The sequence below is a fragment of the Micromonospora sp. WMMA1996 genome (genome assembly GCF_002573675.1).
In the GTDB taxonomy this organism is placed as follows: domain Bacteria; phylum Actinomycetota; class Actinomycetes; order Mycobacteriales; family Micromonosporaceae; genus Micromonospora; species Micromonospora sediminicola.
In genome coordinates this window covers 1980117-2005635 of the sequence record NZ_PDHU01000001.1, presented here as the reverse complement: position 1 = coordinate 2005635, position 25519 = coordinate 1980117, and the positions used below count along the sequence as shown (strand labels likewise).

Here is a 25519-nt window from a genome sequence, read left to right as displayed (position 1 = left end):
ATCTTCCATGGAAGGTAAGATGCAACAGTGAACCCTGACCACATTCTCGAGATCGTCAGCCAGTGGCGTCGCGAGCGGCCGGACCTCGATCCGAGCCCGATGCTGGTCATCGGCCGGATCCAGTGGCTGGCGGACGCCCTCGACGCGGCCCTGCGTCCGCCGTTCGCCGCCGCGGGTCTCGGCAACGGCGAGTTCGACGTGCTCGCGGCGCTGCGCCGGGCGGGCGCGCCGCACACGCTCACGCCCGGACAGTTGAGCCACCGGATGCTCGTCACCACCGGAGCGGTCACCAAGCGGGTGGACCGGCTGATCGCCCGCGGGCTCGTGTACCGGGCGACGCACGAGACCGACGCGCGCGGCCGGGTGGTCGGGTTGACTCCCGCCGGGCTGAAGCTGATCGACCGGCTCGTGGAGGAGCATCTGGCCAACGAGGCGGCCCTCCTGCGTGGCCTCACCGACCGCGAGCGGGCGGACCTGGAGCGCCTGTTGGAGACCTTGGCGCGCACTGTGGACCGGTGAACCCGGTCAGGCCCGCGTCACCGGGCGGAACTGCCGGAGGAGGCTAGCGGATCCGGGTGGCGCCGAGGGCGCGCCGGATGGGATCCTGCCGGGCGTGCGGGACGACGAGCCGGTGGTGGTGCACGTCTACTGCCGTGTCGAGGTCGTGGTCGACGACCCGGGCGCGGTGACGGCGCTCGCCGAGCGTCAGCTGCGGCAGGCCGACATCGACTGGGCGGACGAGGCGGACACGCTCGACGAGGCCGCCGCCGCGCTGCGGGCGGACCTGCCGTCGGCGCTGGCCGGTCTGGTCGACCCCGAGCGCCTGCTCACGGACGTGCCGGGGGTGCGGTTCCGGGGCGCCCACTGCTGGGCCGCCCCCGGCGACGATCAGCTCACCAACCGACCGAGCCGAGACCGACCGGGGTGAGCCGGCGCACCTGCGGCTCGATCCACTGTGCCGCGGTGACCAGCTTGACCAGCCGGTCGATCGTCTCCGGCGGGCCGGCCACGAAGCTGCGCCGCTCGGCCGGGCAGCCGTAGCGGTCGTCGAACGTGCCGCCGTCCAGAGCCCGCACCGCCATGCCGGCCTCGACGGCCAGCAGCACCCCGGCCGGCAGGTCGATCGACTCGGGACGGTAGCCGACGATGCCGTCGATGTCGCCCCGGGCCAGCATCACCCAGGACAGCAGCGGCGCCCAGAGCTGGAGCACCCGGCGGGCGGTGGTGTCGAGGACCACCTTCAGCGCCCGGGCGGTGCTGTCGTCCCGGCGTACCTCGTGCCCCTGGGTCCAGGCCAGCACCGGCGCGGCCGGCACCGGCCGGTGGGCGGCGCGCAGCGGGCGGCCCACCGGGCCGGAGGCGTGCACGAACGCGCCCCGGCCCCGGACCGCGGACCAGGTGTGGCCGGCGACCGGGTCGTGCACCACGCCGAGCACCGGCGAGCCGCGCTCGCACAGGGCGATACCCACCACGTACGCGGGGAGCCCGATCGCCACGTTGTTGGTGCCGTCGAGCGGATCCACCAGCCACGCCCAGGTGGTGTCCGGGGCGTACTCGCCGCCCTCCTCGGCGATCACCCCGTGCTCCGGCCAGCGGGCCCGGATCCGGTCCACGATCAGCCGTTCGGCGGCCAGGTCGAGATCGGTGACCAGGTCACCGGAGTCGTTCTTGGCCCGGGCGTGCATCTCGCCCCGGGTGCCCCGGCGCAGCAGCCGGCCCGCCGCCCGGGCCGCCTCCACCGCGAACCGGTGCGCGTCGCGCAGGTCGGGCCCGCCTCTGTTCGGCTCCACGTCCACGGCTCCTCCAGCCAGTCAGCCCCGTGCCACCAGTCGCGCGATCTCCCGCGCCATCCGCGCGGTCTCCGCCGCGTCGCAGCGGTCCCGGCGTACCCGGTGGCTGCGCCCGTCCACCGCGCCGAGGCTCAGGTCGCACGCGCCGGGAGTGGTCCGGCCGAGCGCCACGGTCACCGCCGGCGCGCCGGCGTCGACCTCCGAGGTGTGGAATCCGCCGGCGCGCAGCGCGTACGAGTCGCCGGCCGAGTGCGTCTCCACGGTGGCGGTCGTCGCGGTGACCAACCGGTCGGTGGCGGCCATCTCGTCCACCTCGCCGAAACTGTGCACCTCGTAGATCCGCCAGGCCGGGTCGGCGGCGTCGTCGTCGATGTCGATCAGCTCGTTGCGGACCGTGCCGTGCAGCACGTGACTGAGCAGGTCCCAGCTGTGCGAGTGCATGGTCGAGGTGGTCGGCCGCACGGGCGGCGGGTCGGCCGGCCAGGCGTGCACACAGATCCCGTCCGGCCCGTCGCGCTCGACCGGCAGGCAGGTGAACCCGAGCGGGTGCCGGACGGCCCGCAGGGCCCGCCGCCCGTCGGCGACGTCGGCGAGCACGTCCAGCACCCAGTCGCGCAGCAGGTCCGGCCGGGTGCCCCGGTCGATCTCCCGTTCGAGGTCGGCGTAGCTCGTCATGCGTACGGATTCCTCGCCTGGATGGCCTTGCCGACGATGTCGGCGACCTCGCGGTCGCCGAAGGACCGGGGCAGCGTCAGCCCGAGTGCGGCGAACAGCCGGCGTACCTGCTCGACCGACGGCTCGTCGTCGAGCTTGACCTGACCGGCCGCCTCGATCGGCACCCGCCGGCTCTGCTTGCGGCTGTAGTCGAGTTCGATGTTGAACCGGTTGTAGTAGAGCTCGCCCCGGTCGATGCGCAGCGCCGGGGTCTGCGGGTTCTCCTGGGTGATCACCACACAGGAGGAGGAGAGGTCGTAGCGGAACGTGGTCATCTGGGCGGAGAGCCGGACCTCGACCGTGAGCAGGCCGGAACGCTGCAGGTGCCAGCAGGCGGCGAGCACCGTCGCGTAGGACTCCTTGCGGGTCCGGTCGACCGTCCACCGCTCCCCCGGCGCGTCCGGGTCGAGGCTGCGGCGGAACCGCGCGTACCGCTCGCAGACGTCCTCGTCGGTCGGGTCGATGATCTCGACGGCGACGGTGAGGGTGGCGTTGCGGCGGCGCGCGTGCTCCAGGCACTCCGGCAACGTGACCGCGCGCAGGTAGGTGCCGGTGCCGCCCTTGAAGGTCCAGCGGTCGGTGTGCCGGCGGGCCTCGGCGAGCGTCTGGCCGACCTCGCTGCCGTGCAGCACCCGCACCATGGAGACGCTGTCGATGGCCTCCCGGGCCCGGTTCAGCGCGCCCTCGGGGCCGGTGATCTCGCGCATCTGCGGCACCAGGTCGGTGAGCCGGTCCCGGGTGTCCACCATGACCTGACGCACCTGCTGCTCGGCGGTCCGCCGGCGCAGACGGTCGCGCAGCACCGCCTGGGCGAGCAGGCCGAGGACCAGCAGGATGGCGCTGTTGACCACGTCCTGGCTGACCGTGTTGGTCAGGCCCAGCACGGCCACCGTGACGGCCAGCAGCAGGCCGATGAACGCGTCGAGATTGGTGACGACCCAGGCGAACAGGCGCGTCATGACATCCCCCGGTCGACGACGGAACCTCCATGATAGCCCTTTGTCAATGTCGCGATCACGGCGCGTTTCGGGGCGGTGGCGGTGCGCCGCCGCGACGGGCCGCGCAGATGAGCGATCCGCCGAGGCCGGGCGCGGCCCGGGCCAGCCACCGCGAGGCGACCCACCGCCCGCCGGGCAGCCGCCAGCCGACCTCGTTGGAACGCATCGCCAGCGGCGTGAACCCGGCCCGGCGCAACGTCCGCCGCAGCAGCGACGCGGTGAAGGGACGGATGTGCAGCCACAGGTAGGGGTGCAGGGGGTCGACCTGGCGTGGCGCGCGCCCGGCGAGGAACGCCAGCCGGTCCTGCACCGGCGCCAGGTTCGGGGTGGTCAGCACCAGCAGGCCGTGCGGCGCCAGGACGCGGTGGCACTCGCGCAGCAGCGCCAGGGGGTCGTAGACGTGCTCGATCAGCTCGCCGGCGAGCAGCCCGGCGAAGCTGCCGGCCCGGAACGGCAGCCCCCGGGTGGCGTCCAGGCAGACCGGCACCGCCCGGCCGCCGGCCGCCCGCCGGGCGGTGCCCAGCGCGGCCTCGGCCGCGTCCGCGAGCACGAGCGGGCCGGCCAGTGCGGTGGGGTCGAGCATGCCGCGCGGTCCGCAGCCGAGTTCCAGCACCGGCCCGTCGCCGGTCACCCCCTCGGTCACCAGCCGGGCCGCGACCGCGCGACGCACCCGGTGGTACGGGTCGTCGACGTACCCGTCGACCTCCGCGCCGTCGTGGTAGCGGCGATGGTTGGCGCGCCGGCCGTGCGCCTGGGCGCGGTGCGACGACGTCCCGGTCGGCGGCTCGGACATCATCCCTCCACGGCGGACCCGGCCCCGTCGGCGGCGTCCGCCCTCCAGCCTCGCATCGCCGCCGGCCGTCGGGCTGGAACTCCACCCCGGACACGGGGGACGCGGCGGCCGGCACGCCGGCCGCCGCGTCCCGGCGGGCGTCAGATCGCCCGCGCCCAGTCCACTCGCATGCTGTCGTCGTACTCGTCGCCCGGGATCCACCACGGCTCGCCGAAGCCACTGGTGAAGACGATGATGTTGCCGCCGTCCGGGTACTCGTTCGTGGGCGGCACCGACAGCGCGGCGCAGTAGCGCCCGTCCGGGGAGAACACCGGCGACAGGAACACCCGGGGCTCGTCGGTCAGCCGCTTGAGGCCGGTGCCGCCGACGCGCACCGAGCCGAGGGACCCACCGACGATCTCCACGTCCCGGGTCCACCGGTTGGTGCTGAACACCACGCGGTTCGACCCGGGCGTGAACACCGGCCAGCCGAAGGTCTCACCCGGCTCGGGCTGGTAGACCCGGCGCACCTTCCCGGTGGCCAGTTCCAGCGCCCGGAGCTGGTGCCCTTCCGAGCGGCTGATCCACTCCATCACGATCATCGAGCCGTCGCGGGACCAGTTGGGCCGCAACATGCGGTGGCCTTCGACGAGGATCCGCCGGGCGCCGGTGGCGACGTTCACCGCGACCAGTGTGGTGTTGCGGATGACCATGGCGATCTCGGTGCCGTCGGGTGACCAGGTCGGCCACCCGTATTGGGCGCCGAAGGGGTCGGTGATCAGGGTGCGGCTCTGCCCGGTCACCCGATCGTGCAGGTTGAGGACCGGGTCGAAGATGGGAGCGGGCTTCTGGTCGACCACGGCCAGGTAACGCCCGTCCGGCGAGACGGTCGCGTCGGTGCCGTCGGGCAGCAGGACCTGCGGGGTGGTGCGGCCCCGGTTGATCTGGAGCACACCCGGGCCGGTGACGATCCACGGCCCGTTCACGATCTCGGCGGCGGCGGCGGGCGAGCCGGCGATCCCGCCGGCGACGCCGGTCGCGGCGGCCGCGCCGGTCAGGGCGGCGGCACGCAGCAGGGCGCGCCTGTTCATTGCGGTCATGAGGAACCCCCGTGGTAGAAGTCTCGTCCACCCTCCGGAGAGGACAGTCGTTCCGGCATCGGACGAGTGGACCATTCACCTTCGGCCTCTCGGTCATCACGCACGGTGACCGGCCGGGCGGCGGGTACCCTCGCCCCGGTGACCTCCGACGCGCTGCACCGCGCCCTGACCGACCCGGGTGACCCGCCGCTGCTCCCGCTGCCCGGCGTGGCCACCGAGCTGCTGGCCGCCCTGGCGGCGCCGCCGCGCCTCGGCGCGCACCTGCGGCTGGTGCACGACGTCGCGTGGCACCTCACCGCCGCGTTCGCCGACCGCTTCCCCGCGGTGCCGTTCGACCGGCAGGCGGTGCTGTTCGGCGCGGCCGTGCACGACCTCGGCAAGGTCGAACACCCGGCCGAGCTGACCGGCCCCGGCGCGGAGCACGAGGAGGCCGGCTACCAGTTGCTGCTGCGCTTCGGTGTGCCCGAGGAGCGGGCCCGCTTCGCGGTCACCCACGCCGCCTGGCACTCGCCCGGGGTGCAGCTGGAGGACCTGCTGGTCAGCCTCGCCGACAAGGTGTGGAAGGGCCGCCGCGTCACCGACCTGGAGCAGCTCGTGGTGGACCGCCTCGCCGGCATCACCGGCCAGGAACGCTGGCAGACGTTCCTGGAGCTCGACGACGTGCTCGCCGAACTGGCCGCCGACGCGGACCGCCGGCTCGCCTTCCAGGCCGAACACCCGGTGTACGGCTGAGCCACGTCACCCCGGTCCGGCGCCGTCGACCAGGGCCTCTCCCGATCCGGTCCGGGCGTACAGCAGGAACCGCCCCGCCCGGTGCGTGCCGACCAGGCCGGCATCGCGCAGCGCGGTGAGATGGTGGGAGACCGTGCCCGCGCTCAACCCTCGCCGTCGGGCCAGCTCGGTGGTGGACGCCGGCACCGCCAGCTCGTGCAGCAGGACGGCGCGGGTCCGGCCGAGCACGCGGGCGAGCGCCGTGCTCGGCGGGGCGACGCTGCGCTCCCAGAGCGTGCCGACGGCGCCGGCCGGGTACCGCAGCAGCGGTTGGGCCGGGCGCTCGGTCAGGTTGGACCAGACCCGCGCCCCGGCGAAGACCGACGGGACGAGCACCAGGCCACGCCCGCCGAGATCGACCGCACCGGCCCGGGTCAGGTGGTCGACGCGCAGCGTGCCGTCGTCCCAGGACACATGCCTGTCGATCCCGTCGAGGAGGCCGCGCAGCCCGTCTGCGGCCATCCGCCCGGCGGCCACCATGATCTCGCGCTCCAACAGGGTCCGCATCCGCGGCCAGTACGGGGCGATCGCCACCGCGGCGTAGTCGTCGATCACCGACGCGAGGTGGGCGAGCCCGGTCGTCGGATCGTCGTGGAGGGCGGCGAGCCGGGGCGAGCGGGTCGGCGGTAGCTCGGCCAACCCGGCGCGCACCAGGTCCGGTGGGGTGGCCACGAGGGCGGTCAGTTCCGTCTCCAGCTCCGGCAGCGCGGCCGGCGGCGGGCAGACGAAGCCCGGGATCACCACGGTGGGCACCGGCACCAGGTCGGCGAGCAGGCGCCAGTCGACGCCGGCCAGGCGCGGCGCGACCTGGTCGCGCCAGAGCTGGTGGGCGGGGAAGGACTCGGGCGACCGCAGCGCCCGGACGCTCGCGACGACCTCCCAGAGCGGCGAGATCGCGAAGCGCACCCCGGCAAGGTCCCGCACTCCCAACGCGACCCGCAGCACCGGCGCCTCCCGCATTCGACCAGGCTCAAAATTATCGACCGTCGTCCGAGGTGCCGGACAGGGTCCTGGCATGACCGCGACCACCTCCGTCTCGTCCACCCGTTGGCCCCGCGCCTTCCGCTACGTCTACGCGGCCAGCCTCACCGAGAGCGTCGGCTTCCAGGTGGGCTACCTGGCGATACCGGTGCTGGCCGTGGTGGCGCTGGCCGCCACGCCCGGTCAGGTCGGTCTGTTGGCGGTGCTCGGCACCGCCGCGTTCCTGCTGATCGGGCTGCCCGCCGGAGTGTGGGTCGACCGGACCCCCCGACGGACCGTGCTGGTGGCCGCCGGCGGAACCCGCGCGGTGCTCTACGCCTCGGTCCCGCTCGCCTGGTGGGCGGATGCCCTGACGCTCGGCCAGCTGTACGCGGTGGTGCTGCTCGTCGGCGTCGCCACCGTCTTCGGCGACGTGGCGGCGCAGAGCGTCCTGCCGGAGCTGATCGGCCGCGAGCGCCTGGTCGCGGCGAACTCGCTGCTGATGACCACCAACGCCGTGGTCCAGATCGGCGGCCGAGGGCTCGGCGGCCTGCTGGTGCAGGCGCTCGGCGCGCCCTTCGCGCTGGCCCTGAACGCGGTCACCCACCTGCTCGCCGCGCTGGCGCTGAGCCGGATCCGTCCCGTGACGGCCCCGGTGGGGAAGCGGCCGGCCGGTGGCTTCGGCCGGGAGCTGGGCGAGGGAGTGCGACACGTGCTCGGCGGAGGCGTACTGCGCCCACTCGCCGTCTCCCTGGCCGGCATCAACCTCACGGTGAACCTGATGACCACCATGCTGCCGGTGGTCTTCCTGCGTGAGCTGCGGCTGGACGCCGGCGCGCTCGGCCTCTTCCTCGGCGTCGGCGGGGTCGGGGCGCTGCTCGGCGCGGTGACCGCCCGCCCGCTGGCGGCCCGGATCGGCGCCGGACGCGCGCTGTGGCTGCCCGGCCTGCTGGTCGCGCCGGCCGGCGCGCTGGTGGCGCTGGTCGACCACGGACCCTGGCTGTGGTTGGCCGGGTTCGGCTGGCTGGCCCTGGCGTGGCGGACCGGCATCGGCAACGTCATCGGGGTGAGTCTGCGGCAGCGGGTGACCCCGGACCGGCTGCTCGGCCGGATGAACGCCACGTTCCGGTTCCTCCTGACCGGCGCGATCGCGGTCGGCGCCGGGCTCGCCGGCCTGCTGGGCCAGTACGCCGGGCCACGCGCCCCGCTCTGGGTCGGGGCGGCCGGCGCCGCGCTGACCTGGCTGCCGCTCTATCTCACCCGCAAGCGCCTACCGCACGGTACCGATTGACTTTCGATAGCTTCCGCGCGATAGTCGATGCATGTTGACAGCGCAACGCGCGGTGACACCTCTCCGCGCCTTCCTCGTCCTGCTGTTCGGGATCCTGGTCCTGTTCCAGACCATGTCCCTGCCCGGGCAGTTCGCGCACATGGCGCGGGAGGACCCGGACATGGCGTACCTGAGGTGGCCGGCCACCGCCGTGACCATCTTCTGGGTGCTCTGCGTGCAGGTGGTGATCGTCTGCACCTGGCAGCTGCTCACCCTGGTCAAGAACGACCGGATCTTCACCCCGGCGTCCCTGGCCTGGGTCGACGGGATCGTCTGGGCGATCGCCGCCGCCTGGGTGGTGCTGGTGGGCGTCTTCCTCTACGTCGGCTTCCACGCCGACGACCCGGGGCTGCCGCTGCTGCTGTTCCTGCTGACCACCGGCGTCAGCGTGCTGGGGCTGCTGATGGTCGTGATGCGCGCGCTGCTGCGGCAGGCCACGACGTTGCGCACCGACATGGAAGCGGTGATCTGATGCCCATCGTGGTCCGCATCGACGTCGAGCTGGCCAAGCGCAAGATGAGCGTCGGCGAGTTCGCCGAGCGGGTCGGGCTGACCCCGGCCAACGTCGCGGTGCTGAAGAACGGCCGCGCCAAGGCGGTCCGGTTCAGCACGTTGGAGGCCATGTGCCGGGTGCTCGGCTGCCAGCCCGGCGACCTGCTCGAATACGTCGAGGACGGGGAGGAGCCGTGAGAGCGCTGCTCGCCGCCGTCGCGCTGCTGGCCGTCGCGCTCGGCGTCGCCGGCCTCGTGTACGGCGAGGCCGACGACTCCCCCGGCCTGCAACTGCTGTCCGCGCTGCTCGTCATCGGCGCGGTCGCCATCGGCGTACGCCTGCGCCGCCGCGCCCGGTAGGGCCGGCGCCCCCTCGACGCCGGCCCCTCCGCTCAGCCCTTCACGCAGACGACCTGCTTGAGGTGGGCGACCACCTCGACCAGGTCGTCCTGCTGGGCCATCACCTGGGTGATGTCCTTGTACGCGCCGGGAATCTCGTCGACCACCCCGGCGTCCTTGCGGCACTCCACCCCGGCCGTCTGCGCGGCCAGGTCCTCCGTGCTGTACGTCCGCTTCGCCTGCCCCCGCGACATCCGCCGGCCGGCGCCGTGCGACGCCGAGCAGTACGCGTCGGGGTTGCCCCTGCCGCGCACGATGTACGAGCCGGTGCCCATCGAGCCGGGGATGATGCCCAGGTCCCCCCGGCCGGCCCGGATCGCCCCCTTCCGCGTCACCAGCACGTCCACCCCGTCGTAGCTCTCCTCCGCCACGTAGTTGTGGTGGCAGGAGATCGGCTCGTCGTAACCCACCCGCGGAAACGCCTCCCGGACCACCTGGCAGAGCAGGGCGAGCATCACGGCCCGGTTGCGCCGGGCGTACTCCTGCGCCCACCACAGGTCCCGGCGGTAGGCCTCCATCTCCGGCGTGCCGGCGAGGAACACCGCGAGGTCCCGGTCGGGCAGGTCGGTGTTGTGCGGCAGCCCGCGCGCCACCGCCATGTGCCGCTCGGCCAGCTCCTTGCCGATGTTGCGGGAACCGGAGTGCAGCATCAGCCAGACCCGACCGTCGTCCGGGCCGCCCTGCTCCAGGCAGACCTCGATGAAGTGGTTGCCGCCGCCGAGCGTGCCCAGCTGACGCCGCGCCCGGGTCTCGAGCTGGGCCACCTTCCGGTCGAGCGTGCCGAACCGGCGCCAGAAGTCGTCCCAGCCCGCCTGCTCCAGACCGCGGATCCGGCGCGGGTCCACCGCGTCCTCGCGCATCGCGAAGCCGACCGGGATCGCCGCCTCGATCGCCGAGCGCAGCGACGCGAGGTCGTCGGGCAGGTCGGACGCGGTCAGCGAGGTGCGCACCGCGGACATGCCGCAGCCGATGTCGACGCCGACCGCGGCCGGCGACACCGCCTGCCGCATGGCGATCACCGAGCCGACCGTCGCGCCCTTACCGAAGTGCACGTCCGGCATCACCGCGACGCCGTGCACCCAGGGCAGCGCGCCGATGTTGCGCAGCTGCCGCGCCGCCTGCGCCTCGATCGTGTACGGGTCGGTCCAGACCCGGACCGGCGCCCGGGTACCGGCCATCGGGGTGAAACCCATCGTCGTCTCCTTGCTCGTGTCCGTCTGACGTAGGCCGTACGGGACTCGAACCCGTAGCCTCCCGGCTGAGAACCGGGTGAGCTGCCAGTTGCTCCAACGGCCCCGGGACGGCCGACGCCGTCTCGAAGGTGCCCCGGACACGGAGAACCGCCCGGCTCCGGTCTGGGGGCGGGCGGTTCGCGCGGATCGTCGCGCCGGCGCTAGACGCGCCACCACCCTGGTGGCCACTGCCGACGGCGGCGGCACGTGCCCGGTTCGGACAGCAGGGCACCACCGCGCGGCGCGGGCCGCTCGGCTCGGGTGCGATTCTGCTGCGACACGGTGGGCTCCCCCGGGTGGATCAGGTGGACGTTGCCCGCTCACGGTACGGGCGCGGCCGACCTGGCGGCAACCCGATATCCGCGCGGTCAGTCCCGCCGGAGACGGTCGCCCAGCGACTCGGCGAGCGCGTGGCTGAGCACCTCGTGCGCGGGATCGACCCGCAGCCAGAGCAACTTGTGGCGACTGCCGTCGCGCATCGTCAGCGCCAACCGGTCACTGAGGACCCCCCGGTGCAGGCGGGCCCCCGTCACGTCGTTCAGTGCCAGGACCTTGTTGGAGGAATGGCCTTCGGCGACGGCGGCCAGGTCCAGGGTCGACGCCGGCACCTCGGGCAGCGGGTGCGGAACCGTCCGCCCGTTGGCGTGCGCGCGGGTCTCCCGAAGGCTCAGCCGACGGCGCACCAGCAGGTGCGGCAACAACCAGAGTTCACCGTGGATCCAGTCCGCCCAACCGGTGGTGCAGCTCCGGGTGATCAGTCGGGCCGTGTGCTCCACGGCGACACGTTAGCCGACGCGGGCGGCGGAACCGGTCGCCCCTAGCCGGCGTGCGCCACCGGGTGGCGCCTCATCTCCTCCATGAACGGGTAGCGGGCGGTCAGCTCGGCGAGCGTGGTGCCGGCCCGCCAGGCGGCGGCCACCTGCGCGACCTGGAGCAGGTCGGTGGCGTCGCCCCGGGCCTGGACCTCGCCGTCCACCCGCAGGTCGATCATGAAGTAGCGGGCCTGAGCGCCGAGGCTGACGCAGACGACGCCCCGGTCGGAGGTCATCTCGGCGCAGGTGAACCGGCTGCGCCCCTGCTCGGGGGCGGTGACCCGGCCGACCTCGAGCTGGTGGGCGCTCGCGGTCTGCGCGAGCGCGGGAGCCAGACCGCCGGGCTCGACCAGGTCCGGGTAGAGGCGCACACCCAGTGCCGCCGAGACGTCGCTCATGACTGACTCCCACTTCCTCGTGACAGAGACCAGCAGCGCGTGCAGGTTACGGTCATGTTTCCGGCACGCATGGCCATCCTGTCCCGACCGACCGCCCAGGGCAATAGGAACGGTCGATCCGAACTCCGTCGGGCCCCTCCGGTCCCCCGCCGGGGGTACGCTGCCGGCTCATGGCCCGGATCAGGTGTGACTTCTTCTCCGCAGCCCTCGGCATGGGCACCTCGATGACCGTGCTGCTGCCCGACCCGGGCGCGGCCGGCATCGGCATGCCGGGCGCCGTGACCGACGGCGACCCGCCGGTGCTCTACCTGCTGCACGGCCTGACCGACGACGACACGGTCTGGACCCGGCGCACCTCGATCGAGCGCTACGTCGCCCCGCTCGGCCTGGCCGTGGTGATGCCGCAGGTGCAGCGGAGCTTCTACTGCGACGAGGCGCACGGCAACCGGTACTGGACGTTCCTCACCGAGGAGCTGCCCGAGGTGTGCCGATCGTTCTTCCGCCTCTCCGCCCGGCGCGAGGACACGTTCGTCGCGGGCCTGTCCATGGGCGGCTACGGCGCGGTGAAGTGGGCGCTGCGGCACCCGGACCGGTTCGCCGCGGCGGCCAGCCTCTCCGGGGCGCTCGACGTGGTGCGCCGGCGGGACCACCCGACCCGGCCGGTCGACCCGGCGGTGTGGCACACCGTGTGGGGCGACCGGCCGGCGCCGGAGCACGACGACACGGTGGGCCTGCTGGACCGGGCCGGCGCCGACCTGCCGGCGCTCTACGTCGCCTGCGGCACCGAGGACTTCCTGCACGAGGACAACGTCCGGTTCGTCGACGCCGCCCGGCGACGCGGGGTGCCGCTCACCGTCGACTTCGGTCCCGGCGACCACGAGTGGGGTTACTGGGACGCCCGGATCCAGGACGTGCTGGCCTGGCTGCCGCTGCGCCGGCCCTGACCGGCGTGCCGCGCCCCCGGCGCGCGGCCGGGGACGCGGCACGGTGGGCTCACCGCCGGGCTCGTCGCGGTCGGCGCACCCGCACCGGGTACGCGACCACCGCCGCCACCGCCATGGCGGCCAGCCCGGCCAGGGTCCACCTGGTTCGTGGGGTCATCGGGCACCTCCCTCAGCGACGGGTCAGCACGACCTTGAGCGCGCCGGTCTCGGCCGGGCGGGAGAACACGTCGTACGCCTCGACGATCTGGTCGAGCGCGTACCGGTGGGTCACCATGTGCGCGGTGTCGAGCTGGCCGGCGACCAGCATGTCCAGCAGCTTCGGCGTGGTGCGGGTGTCGACCAGGCCGGTGGTGATGGTGACGTCGCGGATCCACAGCCGCTCCAGGTGCAGCGTGGCCGGCGCGCCGTGCACGCCGATGTTGGCCACCCGTCCGCCGGCACGGACCAGCGTGGTGCACAGCTCGAAGCTGGCCGGCACCCCGACCGCCTCGATGGCCACGTCCGCGCCGAGTCCGGCGGTGACCGAACGGACCACGTCGAGCGGGTCGTCGTCGGCGAGGACGGTCAGGTCGGCGCCGAACCGCTTGGCCGCGTCGAGCCGACTCTGCGCCTTGTCCACGGCGATGACGTGGGTGGGCGAGAAGAGCCGGGCGGTCTGGATCGCGGCCAGGCCGATCGGGCCGGCGCCGACGACCACCACGGTGTCGCCGGGGCGCACCCCGCCGTTGAGCACGCCGACCTCGTAGGAGGTGGGCAGGATGTCGGCGAGCAGCACGGCGGCCTCGTCGGAGACCGTCTCGGGCAGCCGGTAGGTGGACAGGTCGGCGAACGGGACGCGGGCGTACTCGGCCTGCACGCCGTCGACGGTGTGCCCGAGGATCCATCCGCCGCCGCCGAGGCACTGCCCGTAGACGCCCTCACGGCAGTAGCGGCACACGCCGCACGCGGAGATGCAGGAGGCGAGGACCCGGTCGCCCTCGGTGAGGTTGGCGACGCCGTCACCGACCGCCACGACCGTGCCGACCGCCTCGTGGCCGAGCACCCGGCCCGGCTGGACCTCGGGCACGTCACCGCCGAGGATGTGCAGGTCGGTCCCGCAGATGGTGACCGCGTCGACCCGGACGATCGCGTCGCGGGGGCCGGCGACGGTGGGGTCCGGGATCTCGGACCAGGACTTCTCGCCCGGCCCGCCGTACACGAGTGCCTTCATGGCTCCTCCTCACGCCGTTGTCACCTCCCACGCTTCTCCGCGGCGGTGGGCGGGGGCAGGGCCGGAGGGCCCGGTGCGCGGGACCTCGGTCCCGCGCACGGTGATCGACGTGTTAAAAGGGGGCCCCTCCTCTACCGGAGGCGTTAACAGGGGGCCCGGCCTTACGCGCCGACGGTGCCGTCGACGGCCTCGCGGATCAGGTCGGCGTGGCCGTTGTGCCGCGCGTACTCGTGGATCATGTGCAGCATCACCAGGCGCAGCGACACGTCCTCGCCCCACCGGGCCTGGTGGCCGGTCACGTCCAGCGACTCGGCCTCCCGCTCGATGCGGCGGGCGTGTGCGACCTCCCGCCGCCACGCCTCCCACGCCTGCGCGCCGTCGGCCTCCCGCGCGTCGTACGCCGCCTGGAAGTCGCCGGTCTCCGACCAGATCAGCGGCACGTCCTCGGCGGCGATGACCCGGCGGAACCAGGTGCGCTCCACCTCGGCCATGTGCCGCAGCAGCCCGAGCAGGGAGAGAGTGGACGGCGGCGACGCCGGCCGGCGCAGCTGCTCGTCGGTCAGCCCTTCGCACTTGAGGGCCAGGGTGGCGCGGTGGAAGTCGAGGAACGCGCGCAGCGTCTCCCGCTCACCGGCCCGCAGCGGCGGGCCGATCCGTTCGGTCGGCACGGTGGATCCTCTCCGGGCGGGCCGGCGGCCCGCCGATGGTGGACGGCGGCGGTCGCCGGCAGCCTAGCCGGTGTGGATCATGAGGTGCCGGCAATTACCGCAGCGAGGACCGGGCCACCGGGAAGTCGAACCAGGTGTCCGGGTACGGCTCGTCGACGTAGCGGTAGTGCCACCACTCGCGCGGGTAGTTCTCGAAGCCCTGCGCGCTCATCAGCTCCCGCAGCAGTTCCCGGTTGTCCCGGGCGGCGGCGGTGACCCGGGCGTCGTCCGTGTGGGCGCGCGGGTCGAAGCAGTCGAACCCGGTGCCCATGTCGACCGAGTCGTCGGCGAAGCGACGGCCGGCGGGCGCGGTGCACGACACCAGGGGCTGGCCGGGCACGTACCGGGCCGGCTCGGGGCCGGGCACCGGGACCAGGGTCAGGTCGAGCGTGCTGGCCCGGCTGTGCGCGGTCGGCGCGCCGATGTACCCGTCGGCGAAGAGCCGGTCCTTGGGCACGGCGGGATAGAACTCGCCCTTCATCTGCTGCTCGTCGGGGCGCTTGGCCCAGGCCACGAACTCGTCCACCGCCCGCTGCGGCCGGTAGCAGTCGTAGACCTTTAGGCTGTGGCCGCCGGCCAGCGCCGCGGTCTGCACCCGGTGCAACGCCTCGGCGGCCCGGCGGGTGAGCAGGCAGAGCGGCTCGGGGTAGCCGTCGATCGGCCGGCCGACGAAGTTGTGCGCGCCGGCGTACCGGATGTCGGTGCGGATCGTCGGGTCGACGGCGGCCAGGTCGACCACGTCGGCCGGGGCGCGTGGGCCACTCGGGGTGGGCGACGGCGGGGCCGGACGCGGCGCCGGCCGTTGGCAGGCCGCGGCGAGCGCCACGGCGGCCACGGCCAGGACCGTCGCCGCGCGTCTGCCGGTGCCCACCCTGCCGTGTCTACCAGCCCGGCCCGGCGCCCGGGCCGGCATCGACCGGCGGTCAGCCGTGCAGGGCGGCGCGGAGGAAGTCCAGCGCGGCCGCGTCGTCGTCGACGCCGCCCGCCTCGTGGCCGTTCCACCGCCACACCGCCAGTTCCTTGTCGCCGCGGTAGTCGTGGTAGGCGGCGTAGACCGTCGACGGCGGCACGATGTCGTCCATCAACGCGACGGAGAAGCGGGCCGGCACGGTCGCGCGGCGGGCGAACGCCACCCCGTCGACGTAGCCGAGCGTGCGCAGCACCTGCTCCTCCCGGTCGCGGTGCACGGCCAGGTAGTCCCGGATCTCCCGGTAGGGCGCCGAGTCGGTGAGCGTCACGGCGCGCGGCACGTCGCAGAGGAACGGCACGTGGACCACCGCGGCGCGGACCCGGGGCGCGAGCGCGGCGGCGGCCAGCGCGGCCGCGCCGCCCTGGCTGTGGCCGAGCACGGCGACCCGGTCCGGGTCGACGGCCGGCAGGCCGCGGGCGGCGTCCACCGCGCGGACGGCGTCGGTGAGGAAGCGCCGGTAGTAGTACCGGCGCGGGTCCTCCACCCCGCGGGTGGCCATGCCGGGGGCCTGCGGTCCGGCCGCGGCCACGTCCGGGGTGTCGCCCCGGCTCCACCCGGAACCCTGGCCCCGGGTGTCCATCTGCAGGTGCGCGAACCCGGCCGCGGACCAGAGCAGGTTCTCCAGCGGGTGGCCGCGCCCGCCGCCGTAGCCGACGTACTGCACGACCGTCGGCGCCGGGCCGGAGGCGCCGCGGGGCACCCGCAGCCAGGCCCGCACCGGCTGACCGGCGAACCCGGGGAAGGTCACGTCGAACACGTCCACCCCGGCCAGCGGGGTGGGCACGGGTGTCACCTCGACGGGCTCGCCGCAGGAGCGGGCCTGCGCGAGCGTGTCGGCCCAGAAGGCATCGAAGTCGGATGGTTCGCGCAGGTCGCTGCGGTGGCGGCGGAGTTCCGCCTCGGGCAGGTCGGTCAACACGCCTGACGTTTCCTCGTCGTCCGGTGGTGGGGAGGACGACGACGGGTCGCCGAAAGGCACCCCGCCGCGTTCCGGAAGCTTTCCGCAACCCGTGCGAACGCTAGGACCGGCCCGACCTGTCGTCAAGACCACGCCGTACGGCAAGATGTCGGTGGGGCGGCACGGCTTGCCGGTCGGTTCCGGGCAGCCGGCGAAGGGGACTCGGGGTGAACGCGGACGACGAGCGCAGGGTGACCATCACCGCGATCGCACGGGAGGCCGGCGTCTCCGTGCCCACCGTGTCGCGGGTGCTCAACGGGCGGTCCGACGTCGCGCCGGACACCCGGGAACGCGTCGAGGAGCTGCTGCGCCACCACGGCTACCGACGCCGCGGCAGCCGCACCGTACGCCGGGCGAACCTGGTCGACCTGGTCTTCAACGACCTGGACAGCCCGTGGGCCGTGGAGATCATCCGTGGGGTGGAGGACGTCAACCACGCCGCCGGAATCGGCACGGTGGTCTCGGCCGTGCACCGCGAGTCCAGCTCCACCCGACAGTGGCTGCACAACCTGCGCGGGCGGGCCTCGGACGGCGTGATCATGGTGACCTCGCACCTGAGCCCGGCGGTCCAGGCGCAACTGCGCCGGCTCAACGTGCCGGTGGTGGTGGTCGACCCGGACGCCGGGGTGGCCGGGACGGACGTGCCGGCGATCGGCGCCACCAACTGGACCGGCGGCCTGGCCGCCACCGAACACCTGCTCACCCGGGGCCACCGCCGGATCGGCTTCGTCGCCGGCCCGCCGCACCTGCTGTGCAGCCGCGCCCGACTCGACGGCTACCGCGCCGCGCTGGCGGCCGCCGGCGTGCCGGCCGACGACCGCCTGGTCCAGCCGGGCGACTTCTACCACGCCTCCGGCTTCGCCGCCGGTGGCGCCCTGCTCGACCTCGACGACCCGCCGACGGCGATCTTCGCGGCCAGCGACCAGATGGCCTTCGGCGTCTACGAGGCGGTACGCCGGCGCGGCCTGCGCGTCGCCGACGACGTGAGCGTGGTGGGCTTCGACGACCTGCCCGAGGCCCGGTGGGCCTCGCCGCCCCTGACCACCGTGCGCCAGCCGCTGGTGGAGATGGGCCGGCTCGCCGCCCGCACGGTGCTGCGCCTGGCCCAGGGCGAGGAGATCGAGTCGCCCCGGGTGGAGCTGGCCACCGAGCTGGTGGTGCGGGACAGCACCGCCGGGCCGGCCGGCCACTGACCGGCCCGGGTCGTTTCAGTCGACTTCCGGAAGTTCGCCCTCCCGCACCACCACGGCGGTCGACGCGGCGACCGCGGCGGCGTGCCGACGACGCCGGGCCAGCAGCACCGCTCCCCCGGCCACCAGCACCGCGCCCACCGCGACCGACAGCCCCGCGCCCGGCCGGTAGCCGGGGGCCGAGGCGCCGCCGCGCAGGTCGGCGTGCCCGGCCAGGGCCGACGCCGCCCCCGTGGCGGGGGGCGTGGCGCGGTCCAGCTCCCCCGGCTCGACCAGGCGGCCGACCGCGGCGTCCCGGGGCAGCCCGAAACCCCAGTCCAGCAGCGCAGCCCCCTGCTGCCAGCCGCGCTGGGTGGTGACCTCCGCGCCGAGCAGGGTGACCTCCAGGCGCCGTCCACCGCGCTCGGCCGCACCGACGTACGTGTGCCGGGCCAGGTCGGTGAAGCCGGTCTTGCCGCCGATCGCGCCCGGATAGTGGTCCAGCAGCATGTTGTCGTTCTGGATCTGGAAGGCCTTCTCCCGCAGCGCCGGCTGGGCGGGCACCTGCGCGGTGCGGGTGGCGGTGTAGCGGCGGAAGGCCGGCTCGGCGAAGCAGGCCCGGGCGATCAGCGCCAGGTCGTACGCGCTGGTGAACTGCCCCGGACCGTCCAGGCCGGACGGGGTGACGGCGTGGGTCTGCCGGGCGCCGAGCCGGTGGGCCTCGGCGTTCATCGCCCGGACCCCGCCGGCCAGCCCGTCCGGGCCGCCACCGAGCCGGGCCAGCGCGTTGGCCGCCTCGTTGCCGGACATCAACAGCAGGCCCAGCCAGATCGTCTCGATCCGGTAGTGCCCGCCCTCGGCCAGCCCCACCGCCGAACTGCCCGGCTCGATCGCCACGTCGCCGGCGGTCACGGTGACCTCGCGGTTCGGGTCCAGCCGGGGCAGCATGGTGGCGGCCAGCAGCAACTTCTGCACGCTGGCCGGCACGGCGTACTCGTGCGGGCCGCAGGCGCCGAGCACCACGCCGGTGTCCAGGTCCGCGACCACCCACGACGTCGCCGCCACTGCGGGCGGCACCGTCGCGACCGGCGGGACGACCAGGCCCGAGGTGTCCAGCGCGGCGCCCCCCACGGCCCGGTCCGCCGGGCCGGGCGGGGGCGGCGGCTGCGGCGGCCGGGTCGACGGGGCGGGCACGTTCGGGCAGGGCGGCGCCGCGGCCGGCAGCCGGCGCGCCGACGCGGCGCCCGGGCGGGCCGCGGCCACGGCGGGCGTGGACAGCGGCAGGAGCAGGGCGGCGGCGAGCGCCACGGACGGTCCCCAGGTCCTCATGACCCGCAGGCTAGCCACGCCGACCCGAACGGGTCGCCGGCTCCGGGATTCGCGTCCCGGGCCCGGGGTAGCGGGGTAGGGTGCGCCGGTCAACGCGCGGGCAGCCGGTGCGCGCCCAGCGGGCCCACCCGCCACCCTCGGCGGTGGCACTCGGCCAGGATGTCGGGCAGCGCGGCCAGCCCGGCGCGCCACGCGCCCGGCACGGCGGCGTGGGACGAGTCGTGCAGCAGGATCGTGCCCCCGCCGGCCAGCCCGGCCCGGACGGTCGCCGCGACCGTGTCGGCGGTCGCCGTGGCGGTCCAGTCCCGCCCCCAGCAGCTCCACAGCACCGGCCGCAGGCGCAGCCGCCGGGCCGCCAGCAGGGTCGCGCCGGTGAGCACCCCGTACGGCGGGCGGAGGAACCGCGGTCGCCGTCCGGTCACCTCCGCCACCAGGTCGTACGCCCGGGTCAGGTCGCGGACGGTGCCGGCCGGCCCGCGCAGCAGCAGGTTGTCGTGCGTCCAGCCGTGCACGGCGACCTCGTGGCCGGCGTCGACCAGCCGGCGGCCCAGGTCCGGGCGGCGCCGCAGCATCGCGCCGAGGACGAAGAACGTGGCCGTGACCCGGTGCGCGGCGAGCAGGTCCAGGAAGCACGGCGTGGACTCCGAGTCCGGGCCGTCGTCGAAGGTCAGCGCGACCCGGTCCGGCGGGCCGAGGCCGTGCAGGCCGGGCAGCAGGCGGCGGCGGAGGCCGGGCAGCACGGTCAGCGCCGGCGCCACCTGGACCGCCGGGAACGCCGCCGTCGCGAGCCCGGCGAGGGCGGCGGTCCTCATCGCAGTCCGCCGCCGGCCTGGAGCAGCGCGGCGACGACGGCGATCGCGTCGCCGACCGGTTCCAGCAGCGACCGGCGGCCCGCGGCGGCCGGCCCGGCGGGCACGGCGGCGCGGGCAGCCTCGGCGACCAGCCCGGCCGGGTCCTCCAGGGACCGCGCGTCGCGGGCCGGGGACGCCGGGCCCGCCCCGGTGACCGCCGCGAGCACGGGTCCGAGCTGGTCGGGCGAGCCGGCCCACCGGGTCAGGCCGGAACGGGCCAGGATGGCGGCGTTGGCCCGTCCGTGACCGGGGATGGGGCGGTAGGTGACCACCGGCACCCCGGCCGCGAGCGCCTCCTGGCAGGTGATGCCGCCCGCGTTCTCCACCACCACGTCGACGGCCCGCATCAGCGCGGGCATGTCGTCCACCCAGCCCAGGACGTCCCGGCCGGCCCCGCTGAGCCGCCGGCGCAACGCCCGGTTCCGCCCGCACACCACCACCGGCCGTGCCCCGGTCGCGCCGACCTCCGCGACCGTGGCCGCCACCTCCCCCGCACCCCAGGAACCCGCCACGACCAGGGCGAGGACACCGTCGGGGGGCAGGCCGAACCGGTGCCGGGCCCGCCGACGGTCGGCCCCGTCGCCCGCGCCGAACGCCCGCGACACCAGCGGCTCGACCACCGTCACGTCGACGCCGTCCGAGGGCCGCAGCTCCGCGTGCCGGACCGTGCAGTACACGTCGACGCCCGGGGCGAGCCAGGCCGGGTGGACCACGAGGTCGGTCACGTACGTGATCACCGGCACCCGGAGCCGCCCGTGGCGGCGCAACGGCCCGAGGAGCTGGTTCGCGAACGGATAGGTGGTCACCACCGCCCGGGTGTCCGGCGGGATGCGCCGCCGCATCGCCCGGCGGAACGGGCGCAGCAGCGCGCGTACGGCGCGCACCGGGACCGACGACCGGCTGGTGAGCCGGAACAGCAGGTGGTAGCCCCCGGGCAGCCGGTGCAGCAGTCCCCGGTACGCCTCGCGCACGGCCCGGTGCAGCGGACCGGGCAGCAGGTGCAGAACGTTGATCCGGTCCACCGCGAAGCCCCGGGCGCGCAGCCGCTCCGCCAGCTCGTCGGCGGCCCGGTCGTGCCCGGCGCCGATGTCCGCGGAGACCACCACGACGCGTCCCGGGTGCTCCATCCGCCGCGCATACCCACGACGGCGACGTCCACGCGACCGGAACCGGCGGACAGCCGACGGGCCGGGCGCGGCGACGGCCGCGACCGGGCGATCAGGCGCGGCGACGGCCGCGCCCGGGCGATCAGGCGCGGCGGCGACCCGCTCGGCGGGAGCGGCCCCGGCGGGCGGCGAGCACGGCCGCCGTCCCGCCGACGACGAGTGCGAGCAGCCCGGCCAGCGGGACGATGACCCGCCAGTCCCCGTCGGCGACCCGGCGCAGCGCGGTGCCGGCCGGCCCGCGCCACGGCGACGGCTCCGGACGGGCCGCCGCGGCGGCCGGGGCCGGCGCCGGCTCGGCCTTCGCGGCGTCCAGCTCGCCGGGCTCGACCAGCCGGCCGACGGAGGCGTCGCGGGGCAGCGAGAAGCCCCAGTCGAGCAGTTGGGCGCCCTGCTGCCAGCCCCGCACCGGCCGGGCCTCGGCCCCGAGCAGGGTGACCACCAGCCGACGACCGCCGCGCTGGGCGGCGCCGACGTAGCTGTGCCGGGCCAGCTCGGTGAACCCGGTCTTGCCGCCCAGCGCCCCCGGATAGCGGTAGATCAACTGGTTCTCGTTCTGGATCTGGAATCCGCCCTTCTTCAGCGCCGGCTGGGCCGGGATCTGCGCCCGCTCGGTCAGCGCGTACCGGCGGAACCGCTCGTCGGCGAAGCAGGCCCGGGCGATCAGTGCCAGGTCGTACGCGCTGGTGAACTGGCCCGGACCGTCCAGGCCGGACGGGGTGACGGCGTGGGTCTGCCGCGCGCCGAGCCGGCGGGCCTCGGCGTTCATCTCGGTGACCCCGGCCCGGGCGTTGCCGGCGCCCAGCCGGGCCAGCATGTTCGCCGCGTCGTTGCCGGACTGCAGCAGCAGGCCCAACCAGAGCGTCTCCACCGCGTACCGCCCGCCGACGAGCAGGCCGACGGCCGAGCTGCCCGGCTCGATGTCCAGGTCGGCGCGGGTGGCGACGGCCACCTGCTTCGGGTCGAGCCGGCTCAGCATGGTGGCGGCGAGCAGCAGCTTCTGGGTGCTGGCGGGGGTGCCGTACACGTGCGGCCCGCACGCGCCGAGCACGGCGCCGCTGTCCAGGTCGGCGACCAGCCAGGTGGTGGCGGTCACCGCCGGTGGCGCGGCGCTGCCGGGCGGGGCGACCAGCCCCGGAGCGGCCAGCGCGTCACCGCCGACGACCTGCTGGTCGGGCACCGGCTCCGGCGGGACGGGGCGCGGCGGCCGGGAGACCTTCGGCGCGGGCAGTCGGGGGCAGGGCGCGGTGGTCACCGGCGCGGCGGTGACCACGGGAGCGCCCTGCGCCGGGACGGGCGCCCCGGTGACGAGCAGGGTGACGGCGGTGGCGACGGCCAGGACCCGGGCTCTCATGAGGAGGCACCCTACCCAGCCCGGGACCCGGACCGGCGCGGCTCACCCGGCCGGTGACGCTGCGCCCAACCCGCGGCTGCGTGGCGTGGTCAGTCGACGCGGCGCAGCCACCACCGCTGCCAGGGGGTCTCCACCGCACGGGGGTGGTAGTGGGCACGCACCCACGCCACCGCCGGGCCCGGCGCGAGCCCGTCCAGCACCGCGAGGGCGGCCAGGGCGGTGCCGGTCCGGCCGATCCCGCCGCGACAGGCGACCTCGACGCGCTCGCCCGCGTACGCGCGCCGCCGGCCCTCGCGCAGCGCGTCGAGGGCGTCCGCCCGGTCCCGCGGGACCCAGAAGTCGGGCCAGTCGATCCGCCGGGCCGGCCAGGCCGGGTCGGGGCCGGGCGCGAGCAGCAGGGCGAAGTCGGCGGGTGTGCCGGGCGCCGCGACGCGACGCCCGCGCACGACAGCGCCGCCGGGGAGCGTGAGCAGGCCGGTCGGGTCGGCCCACGGTCGCGTCGGTGCCACGACGTCATTCTGCCTCGTGTTCCGGACGCGTGAGTGCCCGCCGGAGCGGGTCCGGCGGGCACTCACGATCGGCCGGGTCCTCCCCGGCGCGCCTCGGCTCAGCCGAGGCGACGGCGGCGCCAGGCCAGGGAGGCCAGCAGCAGGACCGCGCCGGCGGCGGCCAGGCCACCACCGAGCTTCAGCGGCGTGCCGATGCTGTCACCGGTGACCGGCAGACCGCCGTGGTGCGGCGGCCGGGTCGTCGGCCGTCCGTGCACGGGCAGGACGGTGCCGGTGGCGCTGGCGATCCGACCCGACGTCAGCCCCGTGGCGGTGAAGGTGTGCCGGCCGGTACGCGTCGGCCGGTACTGCACCGTGAAGGCGCCGTCGCCGTCGGCCGTCACCGTGAAGGTGGTCGGCGCGGGCTGCGGCTGGGCGCGGTTGGGCGTGTAGGCGACCGCCGCCATCGCCACCGTGCTGCCGTCGCTGCGCCGCGCGGTCCCCTCGGCGGGGGCCGCGGCCGGGAGGTTCGAGATGGCGACGTCGATCCGCACCGTCTCGCCGGCCTGGAAGCCGGTGCCCCGGAGCGTGAAGGTCTCGCCGAGACGGATCGTCGTGGGCGACACCGTCAGCGCCGCGCCCGGCGGCACGTACGGTGGCTGCGGCTGCGCCGCGCCGGCCGCGGTCGGCACGGCCGCCACGGCCAGGCCGACCGTGAGCGCCATGATGATGCGGGATAGCCGCATGATGGATTCCCTCCTACTGTTCACAGCTTGGTGCGTTGACTGTTCGGGTGGTCCATGGGGTGACGGTGGGTGTGAGCACCAGTTCGGCAGTGCCGGCGCCGGTCTGGCCGGTGAGCAGCGTGACGTCGAGGGTCCGGGTCTGCCCCGGCTTGGCCTCGACGGTCGCCACCGCCACCTGGCGGCGGCCGTGGGTTCCGCTACCCATCGCGGTGTCGCGTCCGTCCAGCCGTCCGGTGAGGACGGCGCCACCGGTCGGCGTGAACACCGAGACGAAGGTGCGTGGTGTGTACTTGTCGCCGGACATGGCCAGGCCGGTGACCGACCGGCTCAGTCCCGATCGCGGGGCGGTGGAGCCCACCGTGATCCGGAGCCGCAGCTCGCGGCGCCCGTCCGGCTGGCAGTCGCCGACCGTGAGGGTGGCCGAGAACCTCAGGTAGTAGCCGAGCTTCGCGCCGCTGCCGTCGTTGAGGAACACGCCGACCGTCGGCACCGTGTCCTTCTCCGGAAGCTGCCCGGCCAGCCGGCTGCCGGCGAGCGCGCGCTGCTCCTCAGGTCGGGCACTCCAGAACAATATCCGACGTTCACTGATTGAACGGTTGAAAACGGTCAAAAGTGACCGCGGATCCACCGTCTTGGTGAACATCGCATCGAAGACGCGGGCGGCCGCCGTGGCGAAGAACTCGTCCTGGGCATTCGTGTCCAGGTCCCGGTAGACGTCGCTGAGCAGGGTCCGCACCGCGGTGCTGCCGGCCAACGCCGGACCGCCGGGCACCGGCACCGGACCGATCGCGCCGAGCAGGTAGGACAACACCACCGGGTCGACGGCCAGCACCCCGTCCGCGGTGGTCCCGGTGCGGCGGCGCACCATCTCCCGGTAGAGCGCGGCGGCGGTCGGGAAGTCCGGATCGAGGTTGACGTCGGCCGGATACATCCCCGGCAGGTCCGCCCAGAGCCGGCGTGTCTCCGGCGCGACCTTGAGCGGCGGGTCGAAGAACTTCAACTCGGTCGACGTGCCCTGGGTGACCATCCGGATCCGCCCGTCCTCCGCCCGCAGCACGGCGTAGGCGCCGAACATGCCCCCGGTGGACCGCAACTCGGCCGGGTTCTGCGAGACGAGCAGGTAGGTGCGCGGGCCGCCGGCGCCGAGCAGCGGCGGCAGCAGGCGGGCGCCACGATCCGCGGCCGAGGTGAGCTCACCCAACTGCTCGAGCTCCGAACGCAGGGCGGTGACCGCGTCGCGCACCTGCGCCACCAGGTTTGTGGTCGGGACGGCCGCCAGCCGCTGCGCCGTCCGCCGGACCGCCTGGTCGGCGGTGGACACCTCCGCCGAGACCGCGCGCAGTCGGTTCAGGTCGAGCTTGCCCTGCTTCGGCACCAGCGAGGCGAGATCGACCCGGAGGAGGGTGGGAAAGGCGAGCCGGGCCAGGTCGTCCACCGCCACCGAGATCTCCCGCACGGCGGTGAGGTCGTCGCCGGCGTACGGCGTCCGCTGGCCGACCCACCAGACCGGATCCCCGGTCGCGCCGCGCGCCGCGGTGGCCTGCTCCTGCAGGGCGGCGAGGGTCCGCTGGGCGCGGGCCACGTCGCCGTCGAGCACCTGGGAGCTGAGTTCCTTGGCCAGCCCGGCGGCGTTCACCAGATGGGCACGGGCCTGCCAGCCCCGGAACGCGACCCAGCCTCCGGTGGTCAGCAGCACCGAGACCACGACCAGGCCGACGAGCAGGATCCGGCGGACCCGGGCCCGGCTACGCCGCCGCGAGCGCCGCCGCCGGCCAGGCGAAGCACCGCGTTCCGTCACTGTTCCCCCTACGTGTCGAACCGGACACCGAGCGCATTGACTGCTTTCTAGCACGAAAATGCAGG

29 protein-coding genes and 1 tRNA gene are annotated in these 25519 nt (G+C 75.0%); 9 read left to right on the top strand and 21 right to left on the bottom strand.

Features of this window, described 5'->3' with window-relative positions; translation table 11 throughout:
- The first annotated feature begins 27 nt into the window (after nt 1–27).
- Together COO58_RS09625 and COO58_RS09620 are read left to right on the top strand one after the other, a co-directional pair.
- On the top strand, nt 28–519 hold the full coding sequence (locus tag COO58_RS09625) for a MarR family winged helix-turn-helix transcriptional regulator (RefSeq protein WP_218012343.1): 492 nt from the start codon (nt 28–30) through the stop codon (nt 517–519).
- A gap of 94 nt (nt 520–613) precedes the next feature.
- Nucleotides 614–928 carry a hypothetical protein gene (locus COO58_RS09620; RefSeq protein ID WP_098744654.1) on the top strand — a complete coding sequence of 105 codons (315 nt, stop codon included), beginning with the start codon at nt 614–616 and terminating at the stop codon, nt 926–928.
- Here COO58_RS09620 and COO58_RS09615 read toward each other — a convergent pair.
- From COO58_RS09615 to COO58_RS09595, 5 genes are all read right to left on the bottom strand, one after another.
- The gene (locus COO58_RS09615) at nt 894–1790 is read right to left on the bottom strand and encodes an inositol monophosphatase family protein (RefSeq protein WP_245666376.1); all 897 of its coding nucleotides are present in this window, start codon (nt 1788–1790) and stop codon (nt 894–896) included. The genes COO58_RS09620 and COO58_RS09615 overlap by 35 nt on opposite strands.
- A gap of 21 nt (nt 1791–1811) precedes the next feature.
- Nucleotides 1812–2465, bottom strand: a complete 654-nt coding sequence (locus tag COO58_RS09610; protein ID WP_098744652.1) for a hypothetical protein — start codon at nt 2463–2465, stop codon at nt 1812–1814.
- Nucleotides 2462–3463 (bottom strand): hypothetical protein, encoded by a 1002-nt coding sequence (locus COO58_RS09605; RefSeq protein ID WP_091574230.1) that lies wholly within the window; start codon nt 3461–3463, stop codon nt 2462–2464. Before COO58_RS09605 ends, COO58_RS09610 begins: the two co-directional genes overlap by 4 nt.
- A gap of 55 nt (nt 3464–3518) precedes the next feature.
- Nucleotides 3519–4295 (bottom strand): class I SAM-dependent methyltransferase, encoded by a 777-nt coding sequence (locus COO58_RS09600; RefSeq protein WP_091577567.1) that lies wholly within the window; start codon nt 4293–4295, stop codon nt 3519–3521.
- Nucleotides 4296–4435: 140 nt separating this feature from the next.
- Entirely contained in the window at nt 4436–5374 is a 939-nt protein-coding gene (locus COO58_RS09595) for an LpqB family beta-propeller domain-containing protein (RefSeq protein WP_091574229.1), read from the bottom strand.
- 138 nt (nt 5375–5512) lie between these two features.
- Between COO58_RS09595 and COO58_RS09590 the strand changes: the two genes are divergently transcribed.
- A complete protein-coding gene (locus tag COO58_RS09590) occupies nt 5513–6106 on the top strand; it encodes an HD domain-containing protein (RefSeq protein ID WP_091577565.1) in 594 nt (197 codons plus the stop codon).
- Nucleotides 6107–6112: 6 nt separating this feature from the next.
- Here the strand turns inward: COO58_RS09590 and COO58_RS09585 are convergent, their stop codons facing one another.
- Nucleotides 6113–7105 (bottom strand): helix-turn-helix transcriptional regulator, encoded by a 993-nt coding sequence (locus COO58_RS09585; RefSeq protein ID WP_098744651.1) that lies wholly within the window; start codon nt 7103–7105, stop codon nt 6113–6115.
- A gap of 55 nt (nt 7106–7160) precedes the next feature.
- Here COO58_RS09585 and COO58_RS09580 point away from each other — a divergent pair, with 55 nt between their 5' ends.
- From COO58_RS09580 to COO58_RS30165, 4 genes are read left to right on the top strand one after another with little or no spacing between them, the layout of a single operon-like run.
- A complete protein-coding gene (locus tag COO58_RS09580; protein WP_091574227.1) occupies nt 7161–8396 on the top strand; it encodes an MFS transporter in 1236 nt (411 codons plus the stop codon).
- Between the two features lie 31 nt (nt 8397–8427).
- Nucleotides 8428–8907, top strand: coding sequence for a DUF2975 domain-containing protein (locus COO58_RS09575; protein WP_091574226.1), 480 nt, complete (start codon nt 8428–8430; stop codon nt 8905–8907).
- Nucleotides 8907–9125: a helix-turn-helix transcriptional regulator gene (locus tag COO58_RS09570; RefSeq protein ID WP_091574225.1), complete on the top strand. Its 219-nt coding sequence runs from the start codon at nt 8907–8909 to the stop codon at nt 9123–9125. Before COO58_RS09575 ends, COO58_RS09570 begins: the two co-directional genes overlap by 1 nt.
- Entirely contained in the window at nt 9122–9286 is a 165-nt protein-coding gene (locus COO58_RS30165) for a hypothetical protein (RefSeq protein WP_176558781.1), read from the top strand. Before COO58_RS09570 ends, COO58_RS30165 begins: the two co-directional genes overlap by 4 nt.
- Nucleotides 9287–9318: 32 nt before the next feature.
- On the opposite strand, the gene COO58_RS09565 is transcribed toward COO58_RS30165, so the two are convergent.
- The 4 genes from COO58_RS09565 to COO58_RS09550 all read right to left on the bottom strand — a co-directional run bounded on the left by COO58_RS09565 (nt 9319) and on the right by COO58_RS09550 (nt 11767).
- The gene (locus COO58_RS09565) at nt 9319–10518 is read right to left on the bottom strand and encodes an RtcB family protein (RefSeq protein WP_098744649.1); all 1200 of its coding nucleotides are present in this window, start codon (nt 10516–10518) and stop codon (nt 9319–9321) included.
- A gap of 30 nt (nt 10519–10548) precedes the next feature.
- Nucleotides 10549–10621, bottom strand: a tRNA-Glu gene (locus tag COO58_RS09560).
- Nucleotides 10622–10925: 304 nt separating this feature from the next.
- On the bottom strand, nt 10926–11333 hold the full coding sequence (locus COO58_RS09555; RefSeq protein ID WP_098744648.1) for a hypothetical protein: 408 nt from the start codon (nt 11331–11333) through the stop codon (nt 10926–10928).
- Between the two features lie 41 nt (nt 11334–11374).
- Nucleotides 11375–11767, bottom strand: a complete 393-nt coding sequence (locus tag COO58_RS09550; RefSeq protein WP_098744646.1) for a hypothetical protein — start codon at nt 11765–11767, stop codon at nt 11375–11377.
- Nucleotides 11768–11937: 170 nt separating this feature from the next.
- Here COO58_RS09550 and COO58_RS09545 point away from each other — a divergent pair, with 170 nt between their 5' ends.
- Nucleotides 11938–12711 (top strand): alpha/beta hydrolase family protein, encoded by a 774-nt coding sequence (locus tag COO58_RS09545; protein ID WP_098744645.1) that lies wholly within the window; start codon nt 11938–11940, stop codon nt 12709–12711.
- A gap of 169 nt (nt 12712–12880) precedes the next feature.
- Here COO58_RS09545 and COO58_RS09540 read toward each other — a convergent pair whose 3' ends face one another.
- The 4 genes from COO58_RS09540 to COO58_RS09525 form a co-directional block, all read right to left on the bottom strand.
- Nucleotides 12881–13921, bottom strand: coding sequence for a zinc-dependent alcohol dehydrogenase family protein (locus COO58_RS09540; protein WP_098744643.1), 1041 nt, complete (start codon nt 13919–13921; stop codon nt 12881–12883).
- A gap of 161 nt (nt 13922–14082) precedes the next feature.
- Complete coding sequence (locus COO58_RS09535; protein ID WP_098744642.1) at nt 14083–14589, bottom strand: DinB family protein; 507 nt, start codon at nt 14587–14589, stop codon at nt 14083–14085.
- A 94-nt stretch (nt 14590–14683) separates the two neighbouring features.
- Nucleotides 14684–15541, bottom strand: a complete 858-nt coding sequence (locus COO58_RS09530; RefSeq protein WP_091574218.1) for a M15 family metallopeptidase — start codon at nt 15539–15541, stop codon at nt 14684–14686.
- A gap of 10 nt (nt 15542–15551) precedes the next feature.
- Nucleotides 15552–16517, bottom strand: coding sequence for an acetylxylan esterase (locus tag COO58_RS09525; RefSeq protein WP_098744640.1), 966 nt, complete (start codon nt 16515–16517; stop codon nt 15552–15554).
- A gap of 206 nt (nt 16518–16723) precedes the next feature.
- Here COO58_RS09525 and COO58_RS09520 point away from each other — a divergent pair, with 206 nt between their 5' ends.
- On the top strand, nt 16724–17749 hold the full coding sequence (locus tag COO58_RS09520; RefSeq protein ID WP_098744639.1) for a LacI family DNA-binding transcriptional regulator: 1026 nt from the start codon (nt 16724–16726) through the stop codon (nt 17747–17749).
- A gap of 15 nt (nt 17750–17764) precedes the next feature.
- Here COO58_RS09520 and COO58_RS09515 read toward each other — a convergent pair whose 3' ends face one another.
- The 7 genes from COO58_RS09515 to COO58_RS09485 all read right to left on the bottom strand — a co-directional run bounded on the left by COO58_RS09515 (nt 17765) and on the right by COO58_RS09485 (nt 25454).
- Complete coding sequence (locus COO58_RS09515) at nt 17765–19054, bottom strand: D-alanyl-D-alanine carboxypeptidase family protein (RefSeq protein WP_098744637.1); 1290 nt, start codon at nt 19052–19054, stop codon at nt 17765–17767.
- Nucleotides 19055–19143: 89 nt separating this feature from the next.
- Nucleotides 19144–19866: a polysaccharide deacetylase family protein gene (locus COO58_RS09510; protein WP_098744636.1), complete on the bottom strand. Its 723-nt coding sequence runs from the start codon at nt 19864–19866 to the stop codon at nt 19144–19146.
- Nucleotides 19863–21032, bottom strand: coding sequence for a glycosyltransferase (locus COO58_RS09505; protein WP_098744634.1), 1170 nt, complete (start codon nt 21030–21032; stop codon nt 19863–19865). The genes COO58_RS09510 and COO58_RS09505 overlap by 4 nt, the downstream gene beginning before the upstream one ends.
- 121 nt (nt 21033–21153) lie before the next feature.
- Nucleotides 21154–22422: a D-alanyl-D-alanine carboxypeptidase family protein gene (locus tag COO58_RS09500; protein ID WP_098744633.1), complete on the bottom strand. Its 1269-nt coding sequence runs from the start codon at nt 22420–22422 to the stop codon at nt 21154–21156.
- A gap of 89 nt (nt 22423–22511) precedes the next feature.
- Nucleotides 22512–22931: a protein-tyrosine phosphatase family protein gene (locus tag COO58_RS09495; RefSeq protein WP_098744631.1), complete on the bottom strand. Its 420-nt coding sequence runs from the start codon at nt 22929–22931 to the stop codon at nt 22512–22514.
- 98 nt (nt 22932–23029) lie between these two features.
- Nucleotides 23030–23656 (bottom strand): hypothetical protein, encoded by a 627-nt coding sequence (locus COO58_RS09490; protein WP_091574210.1) that lies wholly within the window; start codon nt 23654–23656, stop codon nt 23030–23032.
- A 13-nt stretch (nt 23657–23669) separates the two neighbouring features.
- A complete protein-coding gene (locus COO58_RS09485; RefSeq protein WP_098744630.1) occupies nt 23670–25454 on the bottom strand; it encodes a DUF4012 domain-containing protein in 1785 nt (594 codons plus the stop codon).
- Nucleotides 25455–25519 lie beyond the last annotated feature (65 nt).